This is a genomic window from Actinophytocola gossypii, assembly GCF_025165815.1.
Taxonomy (GTDB): Bacteria; Actinomycetota; Actinomycetes; order Mycobacteriales; family Pseudonocardiaceae; genus Actinophytocola; species Actinophytocola gossypii.
Window position 1 is genome coordinate 1 of the sequence record NZ_JAFFZE010000020.1, and the last position, 19,464, is coordinate 19,464.

Annotated in this window: 18 protein-coding genes and 1 pseudogene; 9 read left to right on the forward strand and 10 right to left on the reverse strand. The window is 72.7% G+C overall.

Annotated elements, in window-relative coordinates; translation table 11 throughout:
* Nucleotides 1–59 precede the first annotated feature (59 nt).
* A complete protein-coding gene (locus JT362_RS26410) occupies nt 60–1,598 on the reverse strand; it encodes an alkaline phosphatase D family protein (RefSeq protein WP_260194476.1) in 1,539 nt (512 codons plus the stop codon).
* Between the two features lie 64 nt (nt 1,599–1,662).
* Nucleotides 1,663–2,208, reverse strand: a complete 546-nt coding sequence (locus JT362_RS26415; protein ID WP_260194477.1) for a ferritin — start codon at nt 2,206–2,208, stop codon at nt 1,663–1,665.
* A gap of 165 nt (nt 2,209–2,373) precedes the next feature.
* Here JT362_RS26415 and JT362_RS26420 point away from each other — a divergent pair, with 165 nt between their 5' ends.
* The 4 genes from JT362_RS26420 to JT362_RS26435 all read left to right on the forward strand — a co-directional run bounded on the left by JT362_RS26420 (nt 2,374) and on the right by JT362_RS26435 (nt 5,802).
* The gene (locus JT362_RS26420) at nt 2,374–2,757 is read left to right on the forward strand and encodes a hypothetical protein (protein ID WP_260194478.1); all 384 of its coding nucleotides are present in this window, start codon (nt 2,374–2,376) and stop codon (nt 2,755–2,757) included.
* Nucleotides 2,758–2,770: 13 nt separating this feature from the next.
* On the forward strand, nt 2,771–4,297 hold the full coding sequence (locus JT362_RS26425; protein ID WP_260194479.1) for an alkaline phosphatase D family protein: 1,527 nt from the start codon (nt 2,771–2,773) through the stop codon (nt 4,295–4,297).
* Nucleotides 4,298–4,337: 40 nt separating this feature from the next.
* Nucleotides 4,338–5,498, forward strand: a complete 1,161-nt coding sequence (locus JT362_RS26430) for a GNAT family N-acetyltransferase (RefSeq protein ID WP_260194480.1) — start codon at nt 4,338–4,340, stop codon at nt 5,496–5,498.
* Nucleotides 5,499–5,565: 67 nt separating this feature from the next.
* Nucleotides 5,566–5,802, forward strand: a complete 237-nt coding sequence (locus tag JT362_RS26435; RefSeq protein ID WP_260194482.1) for a hypothetical protein — start codon at nt 5,566–5,568, stop codon at nt 5,800–5,802.
* A gap of 3 nt (nt 5,803–5,805) precedes the next feature.
* On the opposite strand, the gene JT362_RS26440 is transcribed toward JT362_RS26435, so the two are convergent.
* From JT362_RS26440 to JT362_RS26450, 3 genes are all read right to left on the reverse strand, one after another.
* Nucleotides 5,806–6,990, reverse strand: a complete 1,185-nt coding sequence (locus JT362_RS26440; protein ID WP_260194551.1) for an arginine deiminase — start codon at nt 6,988–6,990, stop codon at nt 5,806–5,808.
* 70 nt (nt 6,991–7,060) lie between these two features.
* A complete protein-coding gene (ligD, locus tag JT362_RS26445) occupies nt 7,061–9,481 on the reverse strand; it encodes a DNA ligase D (RefSeq protein ID WP_260194483.1) in 2,421 nt (806 codons plus the stop codon).
* A gap of 16 nt (nt 9,482–9,497) precedes the next feature.
* On the reverse strand, nt 9,498–10,301 hold the full coding sequence (locus tag JT362_RS26450) for a CPBP family intramembrane glutamic endopeptidase (protein WP_260194484.1): 804 nt from the start codon (nt 10,299–10,301) through the stop codon (nt 9,498–9,500).
* Between the two features lie 35 nt (nt 10,302–10,336).
* Between JT362_RS26450 and JT362_RS26455 the strand changes: the two genes are divergently transcribed.
* Nucleotides 10,337–10,795, forward strand: a complete 459-nt coding sequence (locus JT362_RS26455) for a PPOX class F420-dependent oxidoreductase (protein WP_260194485.1) — start codon at nt 10,337–10,339, stop codon at nt 10,793–10,795.
* Here JT362_RS26455 and JT362_RS26460 read toward each other — a convergent pair whose 3' ends face one another.
* The 3 genes from JT362_RS26460 to JT362_RS26470 all read right to left on the reverse strand — a co-directional run bounded on the left by JT362_RS26460 (nt 10,796) and on the right by JT362_RS26470 (nt 15,132).
* A complete protein-coding gene (locus JT362_RS26460; protein ID WP_260194486.1) occupies nt 10,796–11,536 on the reverse strand; it encodes a DUF2470 domain-containing protein in 741 nt (246 codons plus the stop codon).
* Between the two features lie 25 nt (nt 11,537–11,561).
* Entirely contained in the window at nt 11,562–13,847 is a 2,286-nt protein-coding gene (locus JT362_RS26465) for a PQQ-dependent sugar dehydrogenase (protein ID WP_260194487.1), read from the reverse strand.
* Nucleotides 13,848–13,959: 112 nt separating this feature from the next.
* On the reverse strand, nt 13,960–15,132 hold the full coding sequence (locus JT362_RS26470; protein WP_260194488.1) for a homogentisate 1,2-dioxygenase: 1,173 nt from the start codon (nt 15,130–15,132) through the stop codon (nt 13,960–13,962).
* Between the two features lie 173 nt (nt 15,133–15,305).
* Between JT362_RS26470 and JT362_RS26475 the strand changes: the two genes are divergently transcribed.
* The 3 genes from JT362_RS26475 to JT362_RS26485 all read left to right on the forward strand — a co-directional run bounded on the left by JT362_RS26475 (nt 15,306) and on the right by JT362_RS26485 (nt 18,089).
* On the forward strand, nt 15,306–16,079 hold the full coding sequence (locus JT362_RS26475) for a hypothetical protein (protein WP_260194489.1): 774 nt from the start codon (nt 15,306–15,308) through the stop codon (nt 16,077–16,079).
* Nucleotides 16,080–16,187: 108 nt separating this feature from the next.
* On the forward strand, nt 16,188–17,390 hold the full coding sequence (gene fahA / locus JT362_RS26480; protein ID WP_260194490.1) for a fumarylacetoacetase: 1,203 nt from the start codon (nt 16,188–16,190) through the stop codon (nt 17,388–17,390).
* A gap of 27 nt (nt 17,391–17,417) precedes the next feature.
* Nucleotides 17,418–18,089, forward strand: a complete 672-nt coding sequence (locus tag JT362_RS26485) for a helix-turn-helix domain-containing protein (protein ID WP_260194552.1) — start codon at nt 17,418–17,420, stop codon at nt 18,087–18,089.
* Here JT362_RS26485 and JT362_RS26490 read toward each other — a convergent pair.
* Entirely contained in the window at nt 18,086–18,343 is a 258-nt protein-coding gene (locus JT362_RS26490) for a Rossmann-fold NAD(P)-binding domain-containing protein (protein WP_260194556.1), read from the reverse strand. The two genes, JT362_RS26485 and JT362_RS26490, sit on opposite strands and share 4 nt — an antisense overlap.
* A 79-nt stretch (nt 18,344–18,422) precedes the next feature.
* Here JT362_RS26490 and JT362_RS26495 point away from each other — a divergent pair.
* Nucleotides 18,423–18,605 (forward strand): annotated as a pseudogene (locus JT362_RS26495) (helix-turn-helix transcriptional regulator); the annotation flags it as partial.
* On the opposite strand, the gene JT362_RS26500 reads toward JT362_RS26495, so the two are convergent.
* Nucleotides 18,598–19,464 (reverse strand): oxygenase MpaB family protein, encoded by an 867-nt coding sequence (locus JT362_RS26500; RefSeq protein ID WP_260194491.1) that lies wholly within the window; start codon nt 19,462–19,464, stop codon nt 18,598–18,600. The pseudogene JT362_RS26495 and the gene JT362_RS26500 sit on opposite strands and share 8 nt — an antisense overlap.

Here is a 19,464-nt window from a genome sequence, read left to right on the forward strand (position 1 = left end):
GGGGGGTGGTTGTGTGTGCGGGGGGGGCCGGCGCGCCCGCCCCCACGGCCGGAACGCGGTTACCTCGGGCGCAGGGTCGTCGACCAGAGCGATTCGCCGCGGCCGTCGCGCAGGTGCACGGTCAGGTCGCCGGTGCCGCCGTCCACGTCGACCTCGCCGAAGTGCTGGTAACCCTCCAGCGGCGACAGGTTCGCCCTCGGCGGCGCGTGCGTGAACACCGCCTCCGGCCCGAACGTCGGGTCGAGCGTGTTCGGCCCGAACGCGCCCGCGTGCAGCGGCCCGGACACGAACTCCCAGAACGGGTCGAAGTCGGTGAAGGCCGCGCGGTCGGGGGAGTAGTGGTGCGCGGCCGTGTAGTGCACGTCCGCGGTCAGCCACACCACGTTGCGCACCCGCCGGCGGGCCAGCGCCCGCAGCACCCCGGCCAGCTCGTGCTCCCGGCCGCCGGGCGCGCCGGGCAGGCCGTTGGCTACGCCCTCGATGTCCGTACCGTCCGGCACGGTCAGCCCGATCGGCAGGTCGGCCGCCACGATCTTCCAGGTCGCCGAGCTGCGGGCCAGCCCGTGCTCCAGCCAGCGGGCCTGCCGGGCGCCGAGCACCACCCCCGGCTCGGTCCGGGACGAGGTGTTGGCGTCCTTGTACGACCGCATGTCCAGCACGAACACCTCGACGTGCCGGCCGTACCGGAAGCTGCGGTACACCCGCCCGTCGACCGCGCGGCGCCGGTCGATCGGCTGCCACTCGTGGAACGCCCGGAACGCGCGCGCGGCCAGCACGTCCACCCGCTTCTCGGTGTACTCGGGCAGGTCCAGGATCTCGCCGGGGTACCAGTTGTTGGTGACCTCGTGGTCGTCCCACTGCACCACCGACGGCACCCGCGCGGCGAACTCCCGCACGTTCTCGTCGAGCAGGTTGTAGGCGAACTGGCCGCGGTACTCGTCCAGGGTCTCGGCGACCTTGGTCTTCGCCTCGGTCACGACGTTGCGCCACACCCGGCCGTCGGGCAGCGTGACCGACTCGGCCAGCGGGCCGTCGGAGTACACGGTGTCGCCGCTGTGCAGGAAGAAGTCCGGGCGGCGGGCGAGCATGGACCGGTAGGCGGTCATCCCGCCGATGTCCGGGTTGATGCCCCAGCCCTGCCCGGCGACGTCCCCGGACCAGGTGAACCGCACGTCCGCGCGGCCGACCGGGGCGGTGCGGAACGAGCCGACCAGCGGCTCACCGCGGCCCCGCCCGTCGAGGTCCTCGGCGACGACCCGGTAGTGCACCTCGCAGCCGGGCGGCAGGTGGTCGAGCCGCAGCCGGCCGGTGCCGTCGGTGTCCGGGGTGAGGACCGGGCCACGCAGCCGGCGGGCGTGCCGGAAGGAGGGGTCCCGGGACACCTCGACCAGCATCCGCGCCGGCCGGTCGGCCCTGGTCCACAGGATCGCGCCGTGGCTGGTCACGTCGCCGGTCTGCACCCCGTGGGTGAGCACCGGCCGCCCGCGGCGCGCGAACGCCACCCCCGGCCCGACCAGTCCGGTGGCCGCCACGCCGACGGCCCCCGCACCTCCGGCGCGCAGCAGCGTCCGCCGGGTCAACCCTCGCTCGTTGGTCATGCCGCGTTTCTAGCGCGCATCGGCGACGCGCGGAACAACGCCGGCTGACCAGCGGGCGAACCGCCTACAGCGCGCCACCGGCCGCGCGCGGGGCCAGCGGGTCGTTGCCCTCGTCGCCGACGGTCTCGCGGGCCAGGTAGTTCTCGATGTCGAACAGGTTGCCGTTGGCCCGGCGGACCACGTTGAGCAGCGTGGTCATCTGGGCCACCTCCTCGACCTGCTCCTTGAGGAACCACTGCATGAACTGCTCGCCCTTGTAGTCGTCCTCGTCGCGGGCGGTCTTGGCGAGCTTGATGATCTGCTCGGTGACCTCCTTCTCCTGCGTGAGCGCCAGCTCGATCAGGTCGGCGGCGGCGGAGAAGTCGTTGCGGACGTCGTCGATGCCGGGAATGGTCACCGGAACGTCGTTGTCGAGCAGGTACTGCACGATCATCATCGCGTGGTTCCGCTCTTCCAGCGACTGGCGGTAGAAGTGCTTGGCGAGACGGGGCAGGTCCTGCCCGTCGAACCACACCGCCAGCGCCACGTACTGCTGTGATGCGTTGAACTCGTGCCGAACCTGCTCGGACAGCATGGAATGGAACTTCGAAAGGTTGCTCGTCTTCGCCATGAATTTCATAATACCCAAGAATAGATGCGACTGCCATTCCGTGCAATTTTAGGCAAGGCATCTCTAATGCAATTCAGGTAAGGCATTCCTAAATCGATGGTTCTGCGTTACGCTCCAGCTCTGTCTGTGTGTAATTACCCAACTACAACAGCAGGGAGGAAGCACATGGCAGTCTTGCGTCGGTCCGCGCTGGTCGCCCTCGCGACCGGTGCGCTCCTGCTGGCCGGCGGCGCCACCGCGAGCGCGGACAGCGAGCGGTGCACCTCGGGCAGCGGCTGTGCCGGCCGGGTCACCTTCCAGTCCTACGGGGAGGTGTTCAAGGTCTACGACCAGGACCCCGACGGCCACTCCGCGGTGGCCATGTACTGGCTGCCGGACGGGTCCGGCCCGCACCTGATCTGGAACCCGAACGGCAACGGCAGCACCGTCACCGCGAACCTCGAGTTCGCCGAGGGCAGCTGGGTCACCTACCGCGCCTGCCTCGGCGAACACGGCCCCAAGGAGATCCTGCAGAACACCTGCGGCCCCACCATCACCGACCTCGCCTGAGGAGGCGGTCCTCATGACCAAGCTGAACCGAAGGCTGTTCATCGTCTCCGGCCTCGCCGCCGCCGGGGCGGTCACGGTGCCCAACCTGGCCGGCGCGGCCTCGTCCCGCCCGCGAGCCGCCGCCGGCGACCCGTTCGGGCTCGGCGTCGCGTCCGGCGAGCCGCGGTCCGACGGCATGGTGCTCTGGACCCGGCTCGCGCCAAAGCCACTGGACATCGGCGGCGGGATGGGCGACCGGACGGTGGCCGTGGAGTGGGAGGTCGCCACCGACGAGGCGTTCGGCAACGTCGTCGCGAGCGGCACCGAGCAGGCGGTCCCCGGCGAGGGGCACAGCGTGCACGCGGAGCCGAAGGGGCTCCAGGCGGGCGCGGAGTTCTTCTACCGCTTCCGCGCCGACGGGTTCATCTCACCGGTCGGTCGCACCCGCAGCGCGCCCGCGGCCGGCTCGACGCCGTCGAGCGTGAAGTTCACGATGGCGTCCTGCCAGCACTTCGAGGAGGGCTGGTACCACGCGCACCACTTCATGGCCCAGGACGACCCGGACCTGGTGCTGTTCCTCGGCGACTACATGTACGAGAAGCAGTCCGGCCGGGACGACACCGTCCGCGGCTACGTCGACTTCGACGAGGTGGACAACCTCGCCGAGTACCGCCTGCGGTACGCCCAGACCAAGCTCGACCCCGGCCTCAAGGCCGCGCACGCCGCGGCGCCCTGGCTGGTGGTGTTCGACGACCACGAGCTGGCGAACAACTGGTGGGGCGACGGTTCCGGCTGGCCGGCGACCCGCAAGCAGGCCTCGTTCCAGGCGTACTGGGAGAACATGCCGCTGCCCAAGGCGATGAAGCCGACGTCGCCGGCGATCCCGCTGTACCGCCGGTTCCAGTGGGGCACACTCGCCCGCTTCCACATGATGGACACCCGGCAGTACCGGTGGAAGCAGGCCCCGAGCGCCGACTGCGACGAGATCCGCCGCGAGGACCGCACGCTGACCGGGGCCGCGCAGGAGCAGTGGCTGCTCGACGGCCTCGCGCAGGGCGGTACCCGCTGGGACCTGTTGGGACAGCAGGTGTTCTTCGCCTCCCGGGACGACGACGGCGCGGAGTCCACCTGCGACCTGAGCGAGGACTCGTGGGACGGCTACCAGGCGTCGAGGCGGCGGATCACCCAGGGCTGGGTGGACCGGCAGGTGCGCAACCCGGTGGTGCTCACCGGTGACGTGCACCGGCACTGGGCGAACTCGCTGCGGCTGGACTACTTCGACACCGACTCGCCGTACGTCGGGGCCGAGCTGGTGACGTCGTCGGTCACCTCCGGCGGCGACCCGGGGTCCAGCGACCCGCCGCCGGACTACGTGGAAAACGGCCCGCACCTGAACTACGTCGGCAACCAGCGCGGCTACGTGCGGGTGACGGCGAACGCCTCCGAGCTGTCCGCCGAGTTCATGCGGGTGTCGTCGGTGTCGGCGCCGGACCCGGTTGACGTCACGCTGGGCGTGCACGAGCGGTTCACCGTGCTGGACGGCGTACCCGGCCTGCGGTAAAGGCGTTGCGACCGGGGTGCCGGCCATCGACGATATGGGGATGGCCGGCACCCACGTCTTCCCCGACGACGTCCCGATCCTCACCGACGGCGAGGTGACCCTGCGCGCCCACGCGTTGTCCGATGTGGACACGCTGATGGGTCAGTGCACCGACCCGCTGAGCATCCGCTGGACCACGGTCCCGGTGCCGTACTCCCGCGACGACGCCGTGCACTTCGTGACGAAGATCGTCCCGGCGTGCTGGACCGACGGCAGCGAGCTGGCGTTCGCCGTCGAGGCCCCGCACGCCGACGGCGTCCGCCGGTTCGGCGGCACGGTGAGCCTGCGCATCCGAGGTGACGACGTCGCGGAGGTCGCGTTCGGCCTGCATCCGGGCGTGCGCGGCCGGGGGGTCGGCGCGACCGCCGTCCGGCTGCTTGCCCGCTGGGGGTTCGAGACCCAGGGCCTGCAGGTGATCACCTGGTACGCCGAGGTCGGCAACTGGGCCTCCCGCCGGGTCGCGTGGGCGAGCGGCTTCAGCTTCGACGGCACGGTCCCCGCCCTGTTGCTGCAACGCGGCGAGCGCAAGGACGCCTGGGTGGGTTCCGTCCGCCTCGGCGAGGAGCTGGCGCCCCGGCACGAGTGGATCTCACCCCCGGCGCTGGAGACCGACCGCCTCCGGCTGCGCCCGTTCGCCGACGCCGACGCCGACCGCTTCGCCGAACTGCTGCGGGACGAGCGGTCCCGCCACTTCAGCGGCCGGGTCGCAGCGGTGCGGGCGCTGCGCTCCGGCGCGGAGGCGCTGCACCGGGTTCGGGAGGCCTGCGCCGCCGGGGAGCGCTACGAGTGGGCGATCGCCGACCGGACGACCGACCGCCTCGTCGGCCACCTCCAGCTGCACGACCTCGGCGGCGTCGACGACACGGAGGCCAAGCCCGCCTACAAGATCCACCCCGACTCCCGCGGCCGCGGCTACCTGACCGAGGCCCTGACCGCGATGACCGAGTGGACGTTCCGGCCGACGGCCGACGGCGGCCTCGGCCTACGCCGGGTCTCCCTGCTGACCGCGGCGAGCAACACCGCCTCCCGGTACGCGGCCGAACGCGCAGGCTACGTCCACATCGCCACCGAGCCGGACGCGTTCCCCATCGGCGACACCGACTTCGACGCCATGGCCATCTACCACCGCCTCAACCCCGACTGGCGACTTTCGCCGGCATGAAAGCACGCCGAAAGCGGCGGCGGCATCGTTCTCCCGGCACCATCGATGACCGAGGGGAACCCGAGAGATGCGAACGATCACCTATCGAGTGGGCACCATGCTGGCCGGGGCGGCCGCCGTGCTGGCCCTCGCGGGCTGCGGCGACGACGACCCGCCCGCGCCGCCGGACCTGCCCGACATGGAGATGCCCACCCTGAGGCAGACCGAGCCGCTGGGCGGGGACGGGGCGGACGGGCCGCCGGAGCCGCCCGACCCCGACGACGGGCCCACCCTGAACCAGACCAGGCCGCTGGACGGTCCCTGATCCTCAGAGCGCGGCGCGGGTGATCGGGCAGGACATGCACCGGGGGCCGCCCCGGCCGCTGCCCAGCTCCGAGCCGCTCATCCGGAGCACCTCGACGCCGGCGGCCTCGAGCCGCTCGTTGGTCTCCACGTTGCGCTCGTAGGCGACCACCACGCCGGGGGCGACGGCGAGCGTGTTGTTGCCGTCGTCCCACTGCTCGCGTTCGGCGGTCACCGGGTCGAGGCCGGTGTCGATCACCCGCAGCCGGTCGATGCCCATGGCCTCGGCGGCGGCGTCCAGGAACGGCACCGGTCCGGACACCGCGACGCCGCCGTCGGTGCCGGGGCGCAGCGGGTAGGCGACCAGCGTGTCCCGCACCGCCGGGTACATCACGACGGCGTCCCGGTCGACCATCGTGCACACGGTGTCCAGGTGCATCGTCGCCCGGTCCTGCACGATCGGCACCGCCAGCACCGTGTGCGCCAGCCCGTCGGCGAACACCGACCGGGCCAGCGACTCCGCGCCCGCGGGGGTGGTGCGCTCGCCGACGCCGATCGCGAGCACGCCGGGGGCCAGCAGCAGCACGTCGCCGCCCTCGACCGGCGCGGAGTGCGCCCCGTACGCGCGACCGGCGGCCCGGAACCTCGGGTGGTAGGCGTAGATCAGGTCCAGCAGCGCGGTCTCCCGGTTCCGCGCCGGCATCGCCAGCGACGCGATCGCCACCCGGTTGCCGATCCACACCGACGAGTCGCGGGTGAACAGCAGGTTCGGCAGCGGGTCGACCACGAAGTCGTGCGGGTGGTGCATCCGACGCACCAGCGACGCGCCTTCGGCGGCCGGCAGCTCCTCGAACGTCATGCCGGCGGTCAGCACGTCCGCGAGGCCGGCGGCGTCCAGCCCGGACAGGTGCGAGCCGAGCGCGTCGGCCAGCTCGTGCCCGACCCGGCGGCGGTCCACGGCGGTGTCGGCGGCCGCGGCGTGCGCGCGCTCGTCGGTCAGGGCGGTGACCAGGGCGTCGGCCAGCAGCATCACCTCGACGTCCCGGGACACGAGCGTCTCGGCGAACGCGTCGTGCTCCTCCTGGGCGCGGTCGACCCACGGGATGCTGTCGAACAGGAGCTGGTCGTTGTTGCGCGGGGTCAGCCGCTTGAGCTCTGCGCCCGGCCGGTGCAGCAGGACCGCGCGCAGCGGCCCCACCTCGCTGTCCACCCTGGGGGCCGGCAGGTCGTGCGCGGCCAGGTCGGATGCTGGTTGTGCGGTCGTCACCCGGCGAGCGTACCTAGGCCTCCGGCAGCGGAGGCCGGTCGCCGGTCAGCAGCGGGGCCAGCAGATCACCGTGTGCCTCGACCCGTTCCAGCACGTCGTCGCTGGTGAAGACCAGGTCGTTGGGATGGCGGCAGGCCGCGACCTCGTCCCAGGTGATCGGGGTCGACACGGTCGGCGCCTCCCGGCCGCGCAGCGAGTAGGGCGCGATCGTGGTCTTGTACCGGTTGTTCTGGCTCCAGTCGATGAACACCTTGCGCGGGCGCAGGTCCTTCGCCATCCGGGCGACGACGAGCTTCGGGTCCTCGCGCGCCAGGTGCTCGGCGACCGCCTTCGCGTACTCCGAGGTGCGTTCCGCGGCGGTGGTGGTGATCGGCGCGTACAGCTGCATGCCCTTCGAGCCGCTGGTCTTGGCGACCGAGGTCAGGCCGTGGCCGGCGAGGACGTCCCGCAGCAGCAGCGCCACCCGGCAGCACTCGACGATGGTGGCCGGCGGGCCGGGGTCGAGGTCGAACACCAGCAGGTCGGGGGTGCGCCGCTCGCCGTCGGCGTCGACGGTCCACTGCGGGATGTGCAGCTCAAGGGCGGCCATGTTGGCCGACCAGACCAGCGACGGCAGGTCGGCGAGCACCACGAAGTCCAGCGTCTCGTTGCCCCGGGTGCTGCCCGGCGTCTCCACCCGCACCTGCCGGATCCACTCCGGCGCGTGCCGGGCGGCGTTCTTCTCGTAGAACGGCTGCCCGGTCACCCCGTCCGGCCAGCGCCGCAGGGTCACCGGGCGGTCCCGCAGGTGGGGAAGCAGCACGGGCGCGATCCGGCTGTAGTAGTCGATCACCCGAGCCTTGCTGAACCCGGCCTCCGGGTACAGCACCTTGTCCAGGTTGGACAGCCGCAGCCGCCTGCCCTCGACCTCCACCAGCACGTTCTGCGGCCGGGGCTCGCCGTCGTCCACGTCCTCTTCGACCATCGGTGGCTCCTCGGGCTCGGCGTCCGGCAGTGGCTCCGGCTCCAGGTCGGCGCGGTCCTTGTCCGACCGCAGCCCACGCCAGGAGGGTGCCCGCAGCCGGCCGTCCGGGGTCCAGTTGCGGAACTCGACCTCGCCGACCACCTCGGGGGACACCCAGGTCGCGCCCTTCGCCCGGTCGCGCGGCACCTCGTCGGCGAACGGCGAGCCGTCCCGGACCAGTGGTGTGAGCCTGCGCAGCAGCGCGTCCAGCGCCTCGTCGGTGAACCCGGTACCGACCTGGCCGACGTAACGCACGCCGCCGTCGGTCGGCACGCCCAGCATCAGCGATCCGATCATCCCCGAGCGCCGGCCCTCACCCGGCCGCCACCCGCCGATGAGCACCTCGAGCGTGAGCACCTCGGTGATCTTCACCCAGTCGGCGGACCGTCGGCCGGGGTAGTACCGGGACGACCGCCGCTTGGCGATCACGCCCTCCAGCTCCTGGTCGTGCGCGGTCTCCACCACCGCCGGACCGTCGCCGACGAAGCTCGGCGAGGTGTTCCAGTGCGGCCCGCGCAGCTCCAGTGCCTCCAGCAGCTCCCGCCGCTGGGCGTAGGGCAGGTCCAGGCAGGAGTGCCCGTCGAGGTGGAGGACGTCGAAGACCAGGTAGGTGACCGGCACGGCGTTCGCGAGGTTGCGGGCCTGCCGGTCGTTCTGCACGTGCATGCGCTGCTGGAGCGCGGGGAAGCTCGGCCGCCCGTCGACCATGGCGACGATCTCCCCGTCCAGCCACACCTGGGTGGCGCCGAGCTCCTCGCCGAGCAGCCGCAGCTCCGGGTAGGTGACGGTGATGTCGTTGCCCTTGCGGGAGTGCAGCGTCAGCCGGCCGCCCTCGACCCTGGCCAGCGCGCGCACCCCGTCCCACTTGAACTCGTAGGCCCAGTCGTCCGGGTCGTCCGCGGTGGGCAGCGTCCCCGGCGAGGCCAGCATCGGCTCGACCAGCTCCGGCAGCCGCGTGAACGTCGGGTCCGCGGGCGGCTCCGAGCGCCGGACCATCCAGTCCTTGCCGTCGCGGCCGCTGCGGAAGAACGTGTACCGGCCGCGGGCACGCTCGCCGTGGAACACCACCGCGACCTCGCGATCGGACCACTTCAGGGTCTCGTACCGCCCCCGGTCCCAGATGAACATCCGCCCGCCGCCGTACTCACCCTTCGGGATCGTCCCGGAGAACGTGGCGTACTCCATCGGGTGATCCTCGGTGTGCACCGCCAGCCGGATGTCGCCTGGCACGTCCGGGAGCCCCTTCGGCACCGCCCAGGACACCAGCACCCCGTCCCGTTCCAGCCGGACGTCCCAGTGCAGCCGGGTCGCGTGGTGCTCCTGGATGACGAACGTGTCGTCGTTGCCGGTCGGCAGGGCGCCCTCGGCCGGCACGGGCTCCGGGGTGCGTCCCGGATCGCGCTTCCTGCGGTACTCGTCGAGGTCGCCCATCGGGATCCATCGTGCCCTAAGGCAGCCAGCCGAGGTGATCGCGCAACAACGCGTACCCCACGAAGGCGACCACGTCGATCAGCGTGTGGGCGACCACCAGCGGCCAGAGCCGGTTGGTGCGCTGCCAGTACCGCCCGTACACCAGGCCCATCACGACGTTCCCCAGGAACCCGCCGAACCCCTGGTACAGGTGGTAGGACCCCCGAACCACGGCCGCGAGGACGAGCGAGGCGTTCTCACCGAACCCCAACTGCCGCAACCGCGTGAGCACGTACCCGACGACGAGCACCTCCTCCGCCCACGCGTTCGCGGCCGCGGCGATCGTCAGCACGATCGGCCGCCACCAGCTGTCGTCCAACGTCGACGGCAGCACGGTGAGGTTCGCCCCCACCGCCCTGGCGAGGAAGTAGAACCCGAGCCCGGGCACCCCGATCAACGCGGCGAGCCCCGCACCGGCGAGCACGTCCTTCCCCCGACGCTCCCGGTCCAGCCCGATCTCCCGCAGCCGGATCCCGGTCCGCCACAGCAGGTAGACCCCGAGCGCACCCCAGGCGAACAGCTGGGCGGCCCCCAGCAGCTGCCGCAACAGGTCCAGCAGCCCCAGCTCCGCCTGCGGCACGTTGATCGCGACCCGTTGCTCGCTCAGCGGCTCCGGCCGCAACAGCGAGTCGAGCAGCGACAGCAGGCTCCGCAGCCCCGCGAGCCCGAGCGTCACGGTGAACACGATCACCAGCTCGACGACGATCGCCCGCCGCTCACGCGGATCGGCGACCGGTGTCGTCGGCCGCACGGGTGCCAGCCAGGCTCGCAACGTGTTCACCGGCCGCACGCTACCGGGCGTCGTAGAGTGGTCGGGTGCCGAGAATCGCCACCACCGACCGGGTGGACCGCCCCGCCATGGAGGACTTCGTCCGCCCCCGCCACCACGCCGTCCTGACCACCACCCGCGCCGACGGCACCCCCCAGCTGTCCCCGGTGACGTGCGGCCTGGACACCGAGGGTCGCCTGGTCGTCGCGACCTACCCGCAGCGCGCCAAGACCCGCAACGTCCGCCGTACCCCCACCGTCTCGGCCCTGATCCTCTCCGACGACTTCGACGGCGCCTGGGTCCAGCTGGACGGCACCGCCGAGGTCGTCGACCTCCCCGACGCCGTGGAACCCCTGGTCGACTACTTCCGCGTCATCTCCGGCGAACACCCCGACTGGGACGAGTACCGCGAGGCCATGCGCCGCCAGGGCAAGTGCCTGATCCGCGTCACCATCACCCGCTGGGGCCCCATCGCCACCGGCGGCTTCCCACCCGAGCTGGCCTGATCAGGGCTGCCCGCCCGGGGTCGCGGCGAGGAACGGGCAGCCGACCATCCGGCGCAGTTCGACGGACAGCTCCCGCTGGGTCGTGATCGGGCGTTCGAACGCCAGGCGCACGTCGTGGTCGCCGTCGATCAGTTCCACGCGGAGGCGCAGGCCGAGGCGGTCCAGGCCGAGCGGTCGCAGGTCACCGCCGCGCAGGTCCGCTGGCAGGTGGCGGCGCAGGGTGTGCAGCACGTCGGTGTGCGACAGCTCCAGGTGCCGCAGCCAGCCCGCCTCCTGGTGGCAGAACGGGTCCGGCTCCGCCTCGGCGAACGCGGCCGGGGTCAGCGGGTGGGTGCCGTCCGGGTCGGCCACCACCATGGACAGCGGCTCCATCGTCAGCATCGTCGCGCCGTGGCCCAGGTCCAGCAGCCGCGGGTCGGGCTTCTCGGCGGCCAGTTCGACGGCCCTGGCCCGCGCGTCCGGCTCGGGCAGCGCCGCCAGCCGGCCGGTGATCCACAGCAGCCCGCGGGCCGGCTCGCGCAGTGGCACCGGGGCCAGGTCGACCAGCTCGACCACGGTCACCTCGCCGGCCAGCGGGTGCCCGTCGGGCAGCAGGACCGTCACCGTCGCGTCCGCGTGCACGTGGTGCAGCAGCGGCGCGACCCGCTCCTGTTGTCCGGGCGGCAACAGGGTCGCGGGTCCGCGCGCGGCGATGGTCCTGGCGCGCTCGTCGGCGCCGGGGATCGGCGGTCGGTCCGTCACGTCACTTAGGCTAACCTAAGTTCGGTCAACAGGTGAAGAGGCACAGCTGGTAGTTCGCCCGGTACGTGGTCGCGGCCGACGGCGCCACGATGTTGTGACTGCGCGCCCCGCCGTCCGACCAGTTCGCGAACCGGAACCGCAGCCCCAGCAACAGCCGCTGCGGGGTCGGCGCCACGATCGAGTTGTTCGACCCCACGATCAGCGTCCTGGTGAACGGCGCCGTGCCGGTCACCGTACCCACCGTCAGCTCCGCGCCGCTTGGACTCGACGTGAACGTCAGCTCCACCGTCCTCGGGTCCAGGCGCACGGTCGCCGAACCCGTGTTGCCGTCCGAGTCGGTCGCGGTCAGCGTCAGGTCCAGGTACGACGGGTACTCGTGGTCGGGCGCCACGAAGCTGCCGGACGCCACCCCGTCGAAGGACTGCACGTCGTGCTCGTGGCAGTTCGTCGGCGACGTGCAGTGCTGCAGCGTCAGCTGCCAGTGCAGCGCCGAGGCCGGCAGGTCGCCGTCCTGCGCGTCGCCCGCCCGGCCGGAGAACGGCACGGTCTGGCCGACGGCCCACCGCAGCGCCGTGGTCGGGTCGTCGATCGTGACCACCGGGTCCTGGCTCGGCGGGTCGCCGACGGTGATCCGCACCGTGTCGGTGTCGCTCAGCCCGTCCTCGTCGGTCACCCGCAGGCTCACGTCGACGGCCTGCTGGCTGACGTACGTCCACTGCGGCTGCGGCGACGTCGAGTCGTCGTGGGCGCCGTCGCCGTCGAGGTCCCAGGCGTAGGTCAGGGTGTCGCCGGCGTCCGGGTCCGACGAGCCGAGGCCGTTGAAGGTCACCGCGAGCGGCGCTGCGCCGGAGGTCGGGTCGGCCGTGGCGACGGCGGTCGGGGCGCGGTTCGAGCCGGTCGGGTAGCTCACCCGGCGCAGCTCGCCCGCGCCGAGCGCGATGTAGTACAGGTCGCCGCCCGGGCCGGTCAGCACCTGTACCGGGATGTTCACGCCGGTCACGAACGGCACGATCCGGTTCGGGTCGGGCAGCCCGTTCGCGCCGGTCTGCATGGCCCAGATGCAGCCGCGGGAGCTGTCGGAGAAGAACAGCGCGCCGTCGTACGCGGACGGGTAGCCGCTGTCGGTCTCGAACGCGATGCCGCTGATGGACGAGCCGCCGGTCGGGCAGCCGTCGCCGGGCACCACCCGGTCGGCGTGCCGGTAGGCGTGGTACGGCGCGGTCTGCCCGCCGCCCGCGTACAGCGACTCGCACAGGGCGAGGTTCGGGCCGTCGTAGCCGGACTGCCGCCCGGTGCCCTCGAAGCACGGCCAGCCGAAGTTCTCCGCCACGCCGTCGGTGGCGTCCGGGATCCGGTTGATCTCCTCCCACACGTTCCACCCGACGTCGCCGGCCCAGATCTCGTCGGTGCCGGGGCGGAACGCGAACCGGAACTGGTTGCGCATGCCGTAGGCGACCACCCGGCGCGCGTTCGGGTCGGGGTGGCCGGCGAACGGGTTGCCGGGCATCGCGGCGCCGGTGTCCGGGTCGATCCGGCTGATCGTGCCGTCCAGCGAGACCGGCTCGCCGGCCGGGCGGCGGACCGACTGCGACCGCAGCGCGCCACCCCTGGCGTCCGGCGGCGACAGGTTCACCCCGGCCGGGCTCGGCGGGTCGGCGCACGGGTTGCCGCGCTGGCCCCAGTCGGCGAAGTTGAAGCTGGCGCCGTCGCCGCCGCCGACGTAGAGGGCGCCGTCCGGGCCGAACGCCACGGTGCCGATCGAGTGGCTCGGGTACTGCTGGCACCAGTCGGTGAGCAGCACCTGCTCGCCGCCGGTGGCCACGCCGTTCGCGCCGATCGTCAGCCGGGACAGTCTGCCGGTGACCACGCAGCCGTCCTCGGTCGCGCCGGGCGGGCTCGGGCACTGGTCACCCCAGCGGGGCGCGGTGCCGCCCGGCATGGCGTCGTGGGTGTAGAGCACGTACAGGTACGGCCGGGTGGGGTACTGCGGGTCGACGGCCAGGCCGAGCAGGCCGCGGTCCCAGAAGTCCTGCACCTGGGGCCGCAGGTCGGCGGTGACCGCCGCGGTGGTGTCCGCGATCGAGTCGAACGTCTTGACCAAGCCGCGCTTCTCGGTGACGAACAGCCTGCCGTCGGGCGCGAACGCCGCGTTGGTCGGGTTGGACAGGCCGCTGATCACGACGGTGTCGGTGAACCCGGGTGGGACCGCGGCGACCGCGGTGGTGGTGGACACCGCGGTGGTGACGAAGCCCGCGGCCAGGCAGACCGCGAGTGGCCCGGCCAGGCGGGCACGAAGTAACGGACGACGCAACGGACGACCCCTATCCAGACTGCCCCGACCGGGTGAACTTGTCCGGAGCATCGGTGCGGGCTAGCCGCCTGTTATCACTGGATCGGGTCGAAACATGACAATCGCGTGGATCTCACCCGTTCGGGCCGCGACCGGACCAGGACCAGGCGTACCCGGGGTCCTCGCAGTCGGCGGCGGCCTCGCCGAGGTCGAGCGGGCGGAACGTGTCGACCATGACCGCGGTCTCGTCGAACCGCTCCGCGCCGAGCGACGCCTCCGCCGCGCCCGGCTGCGGGCCGTGGGTGAACCCGGACGGGTGCAGCGACAGCGAGCCGAGCCCGATGCCGGAGCCCTTGCGTGCCTCGTAGTCCCCGCCGACGTAGAACATCAGCTCGTCGGAGTCGACGTTGGCGTGGTTGTAGGGCACCGGGACCGCGAGCGGGTGGTAGTCGACCTTGCGCGGGCAGAACGAACAGACGACGAAGTTCGGGCCCTCGAACGTCTGGTGCACCGGCGGCGGCTGGTGCACCCGGCCGGTGATCGGCTCGAAGTCGCGGATGTTGAACACCCACGGGTACAGGCAGCCGTCCCAGCCGACCACGTCGAACGGGTGGTTGGCGTAGGTCATCCTGGTCAGCCCGGCGCGGTGCCGGACCAGTACGGGCACGTCCGTGCCGTCGGCCAGCAGCGGCTCGCCGGGCCCGCGCAGGTCGCGCTCGCAGTAGGGGGAGTGCTCGAGGAACTGGCCCTTGGCCGACAGGTACCGCTTCGGCGGGCCGATGTGCCCGGTGGCCTCCAGGACGTAGAGCCGCGTCTCGCCGTGCGGGAGCACCCGGTAGGTCGTCGACGTCGGGACCACCACGTAGTCACCCTCGGCGACGTCGAGGGTGCCGTACACCGTCTCGACGGTCGCCGAACCGGTCTGCACGTACAGCAGCTCGTCACCGGCGGCGTTGCGGTACAGCGGGCTCGGCGCGGTCGCCACCGCGAACGCGATGGTCACGTCGTTGTTGCCGAACAGCGTGCGCCGCCCGGTCACCGCGTCGGCGTCGCCGTTCGCCTTGAGGTCCTGGCTGCGGAAGTGCCTCGGTTTGAGCGGGTGGTTCGGCGTGAGGGGGCCGCGATGGTCCGGCACGACCTCGGCGTTCACGATCGCGGTCGGCAGATGGCGGTGGTAGAGCAGGGCCGAGTCGGAGGAGAAACCCTCCACGCCCATCAGCTCCTCGGCGTAGAGCCCACCCTCCGGGGAGCGGAACTGCGTGTGCCGCTTTCGGGGGATCTCTCCGACGCTGCGGTAGTAAGGCATCGCCCCTCCGAGTGTCCGCATGTCGAACGTCTTTGTTCAGTTGCCGATACGCTACTAGCGTGTCAGCCGTGTCAAGCGCCGCACCCGTGCCCCCGCAAGGTCAACGCGATGTTCCTCCCCTACTCGCGCGACTCGTCGACGACGCCGCTCTGTTCCCGCCGGGCAATGCCGCCATGCCCGAAGCCGTGCGGATGCACCTGGACGGGAGAACCAACGACCGGTCCGATCTGGTCGGGTTGTTCCTGTGCCCGGCGTCCCGGCTGCCGGAGCTGATCACCGACCTGATCAAGGTGAAGCCGCCGCGCCCGGTGGAGCTCTCGCTGGTCATCGACACCGGCCTGGGCGGGGTGCCCAAGGCGCTGTCCATCGTCGAGTCCCGCGCGGAGCTGCTGGCGCTGCGGATGGTGGAGATGCCCGCGCCGACCGACGTGGACGAGGTGTGGCTGGAGCGGGTGTCGGAGTTCGTGCCGGAGGACGTGATCCGGGTGATCGAGCCCCGGCGCGGCGGGGTTGGCTGGCTGGACGGCCTCCAGCGGGTGATCGAGCACGGCAGCTGGCCCAAGATCCGCTGTGGTGGGCTGTCCCAGGAGAACTTCCCGACCACCGGCGAGGTCGCCGACTTCCTGTCGGTGATCAGTGCCGGCAACGCGTCGTTCAAGGCCACCGCCGGCCTGCACAACGCCGTCCGGCACACCGACGACGGGACCGGGTTCACCCACCACGGGTTCCTGAACCTGCTGGTCGCGACCGCCCGGGTGAACGCAACCGGCGGCGTCGGCCCGGAGGTGCACGAGGCCCTGGAGTCCACCGACGGCAAGGCGCTGGCCGCCGAGGCCCAGGCCCTGACCGAGGACGAGCAGCTCGCGGTCCGCGCGATGTTCGCCTCCTACGGCTCCTGCTCGCTGACCGACCCGGTGACCGACCTCGAGGAACTCGGACTGCTGTGAGCGAAGTGACGGAGCGTCCACCGGCTGGACTGAGGAGCGCGCGCAGGCGCGCCAGCGCCGAGCACGTGACGAGGGAAGCCGGTGGGTAGCGGAGGAACGCAGCGAACCATGAATTCAGCTACCTGGATCGAGGACCCCGCCTTCACGCGGGACCGGCCGTTCGGGCCGCAGACGTTGCCGTACGGGGTCGTCGACGACGGCTCCGGGCCGCGGGTCGCGGTGCGGGTGGGGGACCACGCGCTGCCGTTGGCCTCGGTCGCCGGTGCGCTGGGGGAGCTGGCCGACCTGGTCACCGGTACCTCCCTGGACCCGCTGCTCGCCGCGAGCCGCGCGGAGTGGAGCGCGCTGCGGGCCCGGCTCACCGAGCTGGTCACCTCGGCCGACCGCCCGGCCGGCGCGGAGCTGGTGCCGCTCGCGGGGGTGCGCGCGCTGCTCCCGTTCACCGTCGCCGACTACGTGGACTTCTACTCCTCCCGGCACCACGCGGAGAACGTCGGCCGCATCATGCGCCCGGACTCCGACCCGCTGCTGCCGAACTGGACCCACCTGCCGGTCGGCTACCACGGCCGCGCCGGCACGGTCGTCGTCTCCGGCACCGACGTGGTCCGCCCGCACGGCCAGCGCCGGGGCGACCCGCTGCCGAAGTTCGGGCCGTCGGGCCGGCTGGACATCGAGGCCGAGGTCGGCTTCGTCTGCGGCGGCCCGGTCACCGCCCGGGTGCCCACCTCGGACGTCGCCGAGCACGTGTTCGGCGTCGTGCTGGTCAACGACTGGTCCGCGCGCGACATCCAGGGCTGGGAGTACCAACCGCTCGGCCCGTTCCTCGGCAAGTCGTTCGCCACCTCGGTGTCGGCCTGGGTGACCCCGCTCGAAGCGCTGGCCGGCGCCCGCGTTCCGGTGCCCGACCCCGGGCACCCCCGGCTGCCGTACCTGGTCGAGGACCAGCCGTGGGGCCTGGACCTGCGGCTCGAGGTGACCTGGAACGGCACCGTCGTCACCCGGCCCCGGTTCGCCCACATGGCGTACTCGTGCGCCCAGCAGCTCGCGCACCTGACCGTCAACGGCGCCACCGTGCGCCCGGGCGACCTGTTCGCGTCCGGCACCGTGTCCGGGCCGGAGCGGGAACGGCTCGGCTGCTTCCTGGAGCTGTCCTGGGGCGGCCGCGAGCCGATCGCCCTGGCCGACGGCGTGACCCGCACGTTCCTGGAGGACGGCGACACCGTCGTCATCACCGCGACCGCCCCCGGGGCGGACGGCTCCGTCGTCGGCCTCGCCGAGGTCGCCGGCACCGTGCTCCCGGCGGACGAATAGCCGCTCGTGTCCAGACCCACCCGGCCGATCCCCTCCACCCCGCGCCCACCGGCAGCGGGGTCGTCCTCCCATGGCCGGGAGAGCTCGCTGACCCTCGACCGCGGCCTCGCGCTGCTCCAGGCCGTCGCCGACGCCGAGTCCGAGGCCCCGACGATCAGCGAGCTGGCCACGGCGATCGGCGCCAGCCGCGCGGCCGTGTACCGGCTGCTGGTGCCGCTGGCCGAGCGCGGCCTGGTCCGCCGGGACGGCTCGAAGGTCCGCCTAGGCCTTGGCCTGCTCCGGCTGGCCGCCCGGGTGACCCCGCAGCTGCGGCTGGCCGCGCTGCCCGCCCTGCGCGAGCTGGCCGAGGCCGTCGGCGCCACCGCCCACCTGACCGTGGCCGACGGCGACGAGGCCCAGGCCATCGCCGTGATCGAACCGTCCTGGACGACCTACCACGTCGCCTACCGCGTCGGCACCCGCCACTCGCTCGGCCGAGGCGCCGCCGGCAAGGCCATCGGCCTACGCGACGAGCACCCCGGCTGGATCGCCACCACCGGCGAGCTCCAGGACGGCGCCTCCGGCATCGCCGCCCCCGTCCGCGGCGTTCCCGGCCTGCGCGCCAGTGTCGGCGTGGTCAGCTTCCACGCCCTGGACGGCGACGTCGTCGGCCCCCTCGTCCGCACCGCCGCCGTCGCGGTCGCCGACGCCCTCCGCTAGGCGGCTTTCACCATCTCGGTCAGCACCTCGTCCAGCGGCGTCGCGGTGAGCCCGAACGTGCGAGTGGTCAGCGCCGTACCCATGACCGCCGGACGCTGGTAGAGGTACTGCATCTCCGGAACCTCGGCCATGATCGGGTCGGTCCGCGCCGCCTCCTGCAGGGCCAGGGCCGACATCGGCACCAGCTCCGGTTCCGGCAGACCGGCCAGCTCCGCCATCCGGTTCACCACGTTCCGCAGTGGCGCGTCGGACATCGCCGGCGGGTGCCACGCGCGGCCCCACGCGCGCTCGTGCCGGACGATCGTCGCGATCGCCCGGCCGGCATCCCTGCGCCAACCGCCCCTGGCCTATCTGACGTGGTGGCGGATGACCACCGCCGCCCGCCTGCTCCGCGAGTCCGACGCGCCGTTGCGAACGGTCGCCGCCCGGTGCGGCTACAGCTCGGAGTTCGCCTTCGCGAAGGCGTTCAAGCGCGAGTACGGCCTCGCCCCTGGGCAGTACCGGCGCGCTACCTAGGCCGTCGCGCCAGCGCCCGGTCGAGTGCGTGGCGGGCCCGCTCCACCCGGCGCGCCTCGTACGCGATCGGGAAGTACCGCAGCCGCTCCGGCAGCAGCGGCACCACCCGGCCGACCACCCGGCCCAGTCGCCGCAGCCGGCGCTCGTCGGCGTCCGTCCAGGTCAGGCCGAGGATCTCCCGCGCCCGCGGCGGCAGCGTGCCGACCGTGACGAAGTGCTGCAGCCGACCCGGCAGGTACGCCAGCGCCCGCCACACCGGCCGCAGCACCCCCGGCCACCCGGGCGGTGGCGGGATCCGGCGGGTGGCCCGCAGGAACTCGTACGCCGTCGGGTGCGCGACCAGCGTGTGGGCCAGCACGTCGTCGAACCGGGCGCGGTAGGACTCGTAGGTCGGCGGGATCTCCTTCTCGGCCACGTGCAGGTTCCGCATCAGCTGCCGGACCTCCGCGTAGAACGCCGCCGCCTCGTCGGGGCGCGGCGGGCGGCGGGAGAAGTACCTGGCCGACGTCTCGTACGCGTAGGGCGCGGTCAGGATGATCCACGCCCACGGCCCGGACGCCAGCGCCGAGTGGGTCACCCCGTCCGGTCCGGTGGCCCGCAGCGGCGCGTGCATCGCCCGCAGCCGGTCGCCCTCGGCCAGCGCCGCCTCGCCGCCGTACACCCAGGTCATCACCGACGCGATGCTCCGCCTGGCCCGCCCGATCGCGTCCGTGCGGAACACCGAGTGCTCGCCGACCACCGCGCCAACCGCCGGGTGCATCACCTGCAGCGCGAACGCCGCCCCGGTGGTCAGCGAGAACGTGACCAGGCCGGTCTCCGCCCACAGCCGGCTCCCCGGCTCGATCGGCCGCCGCGTCAC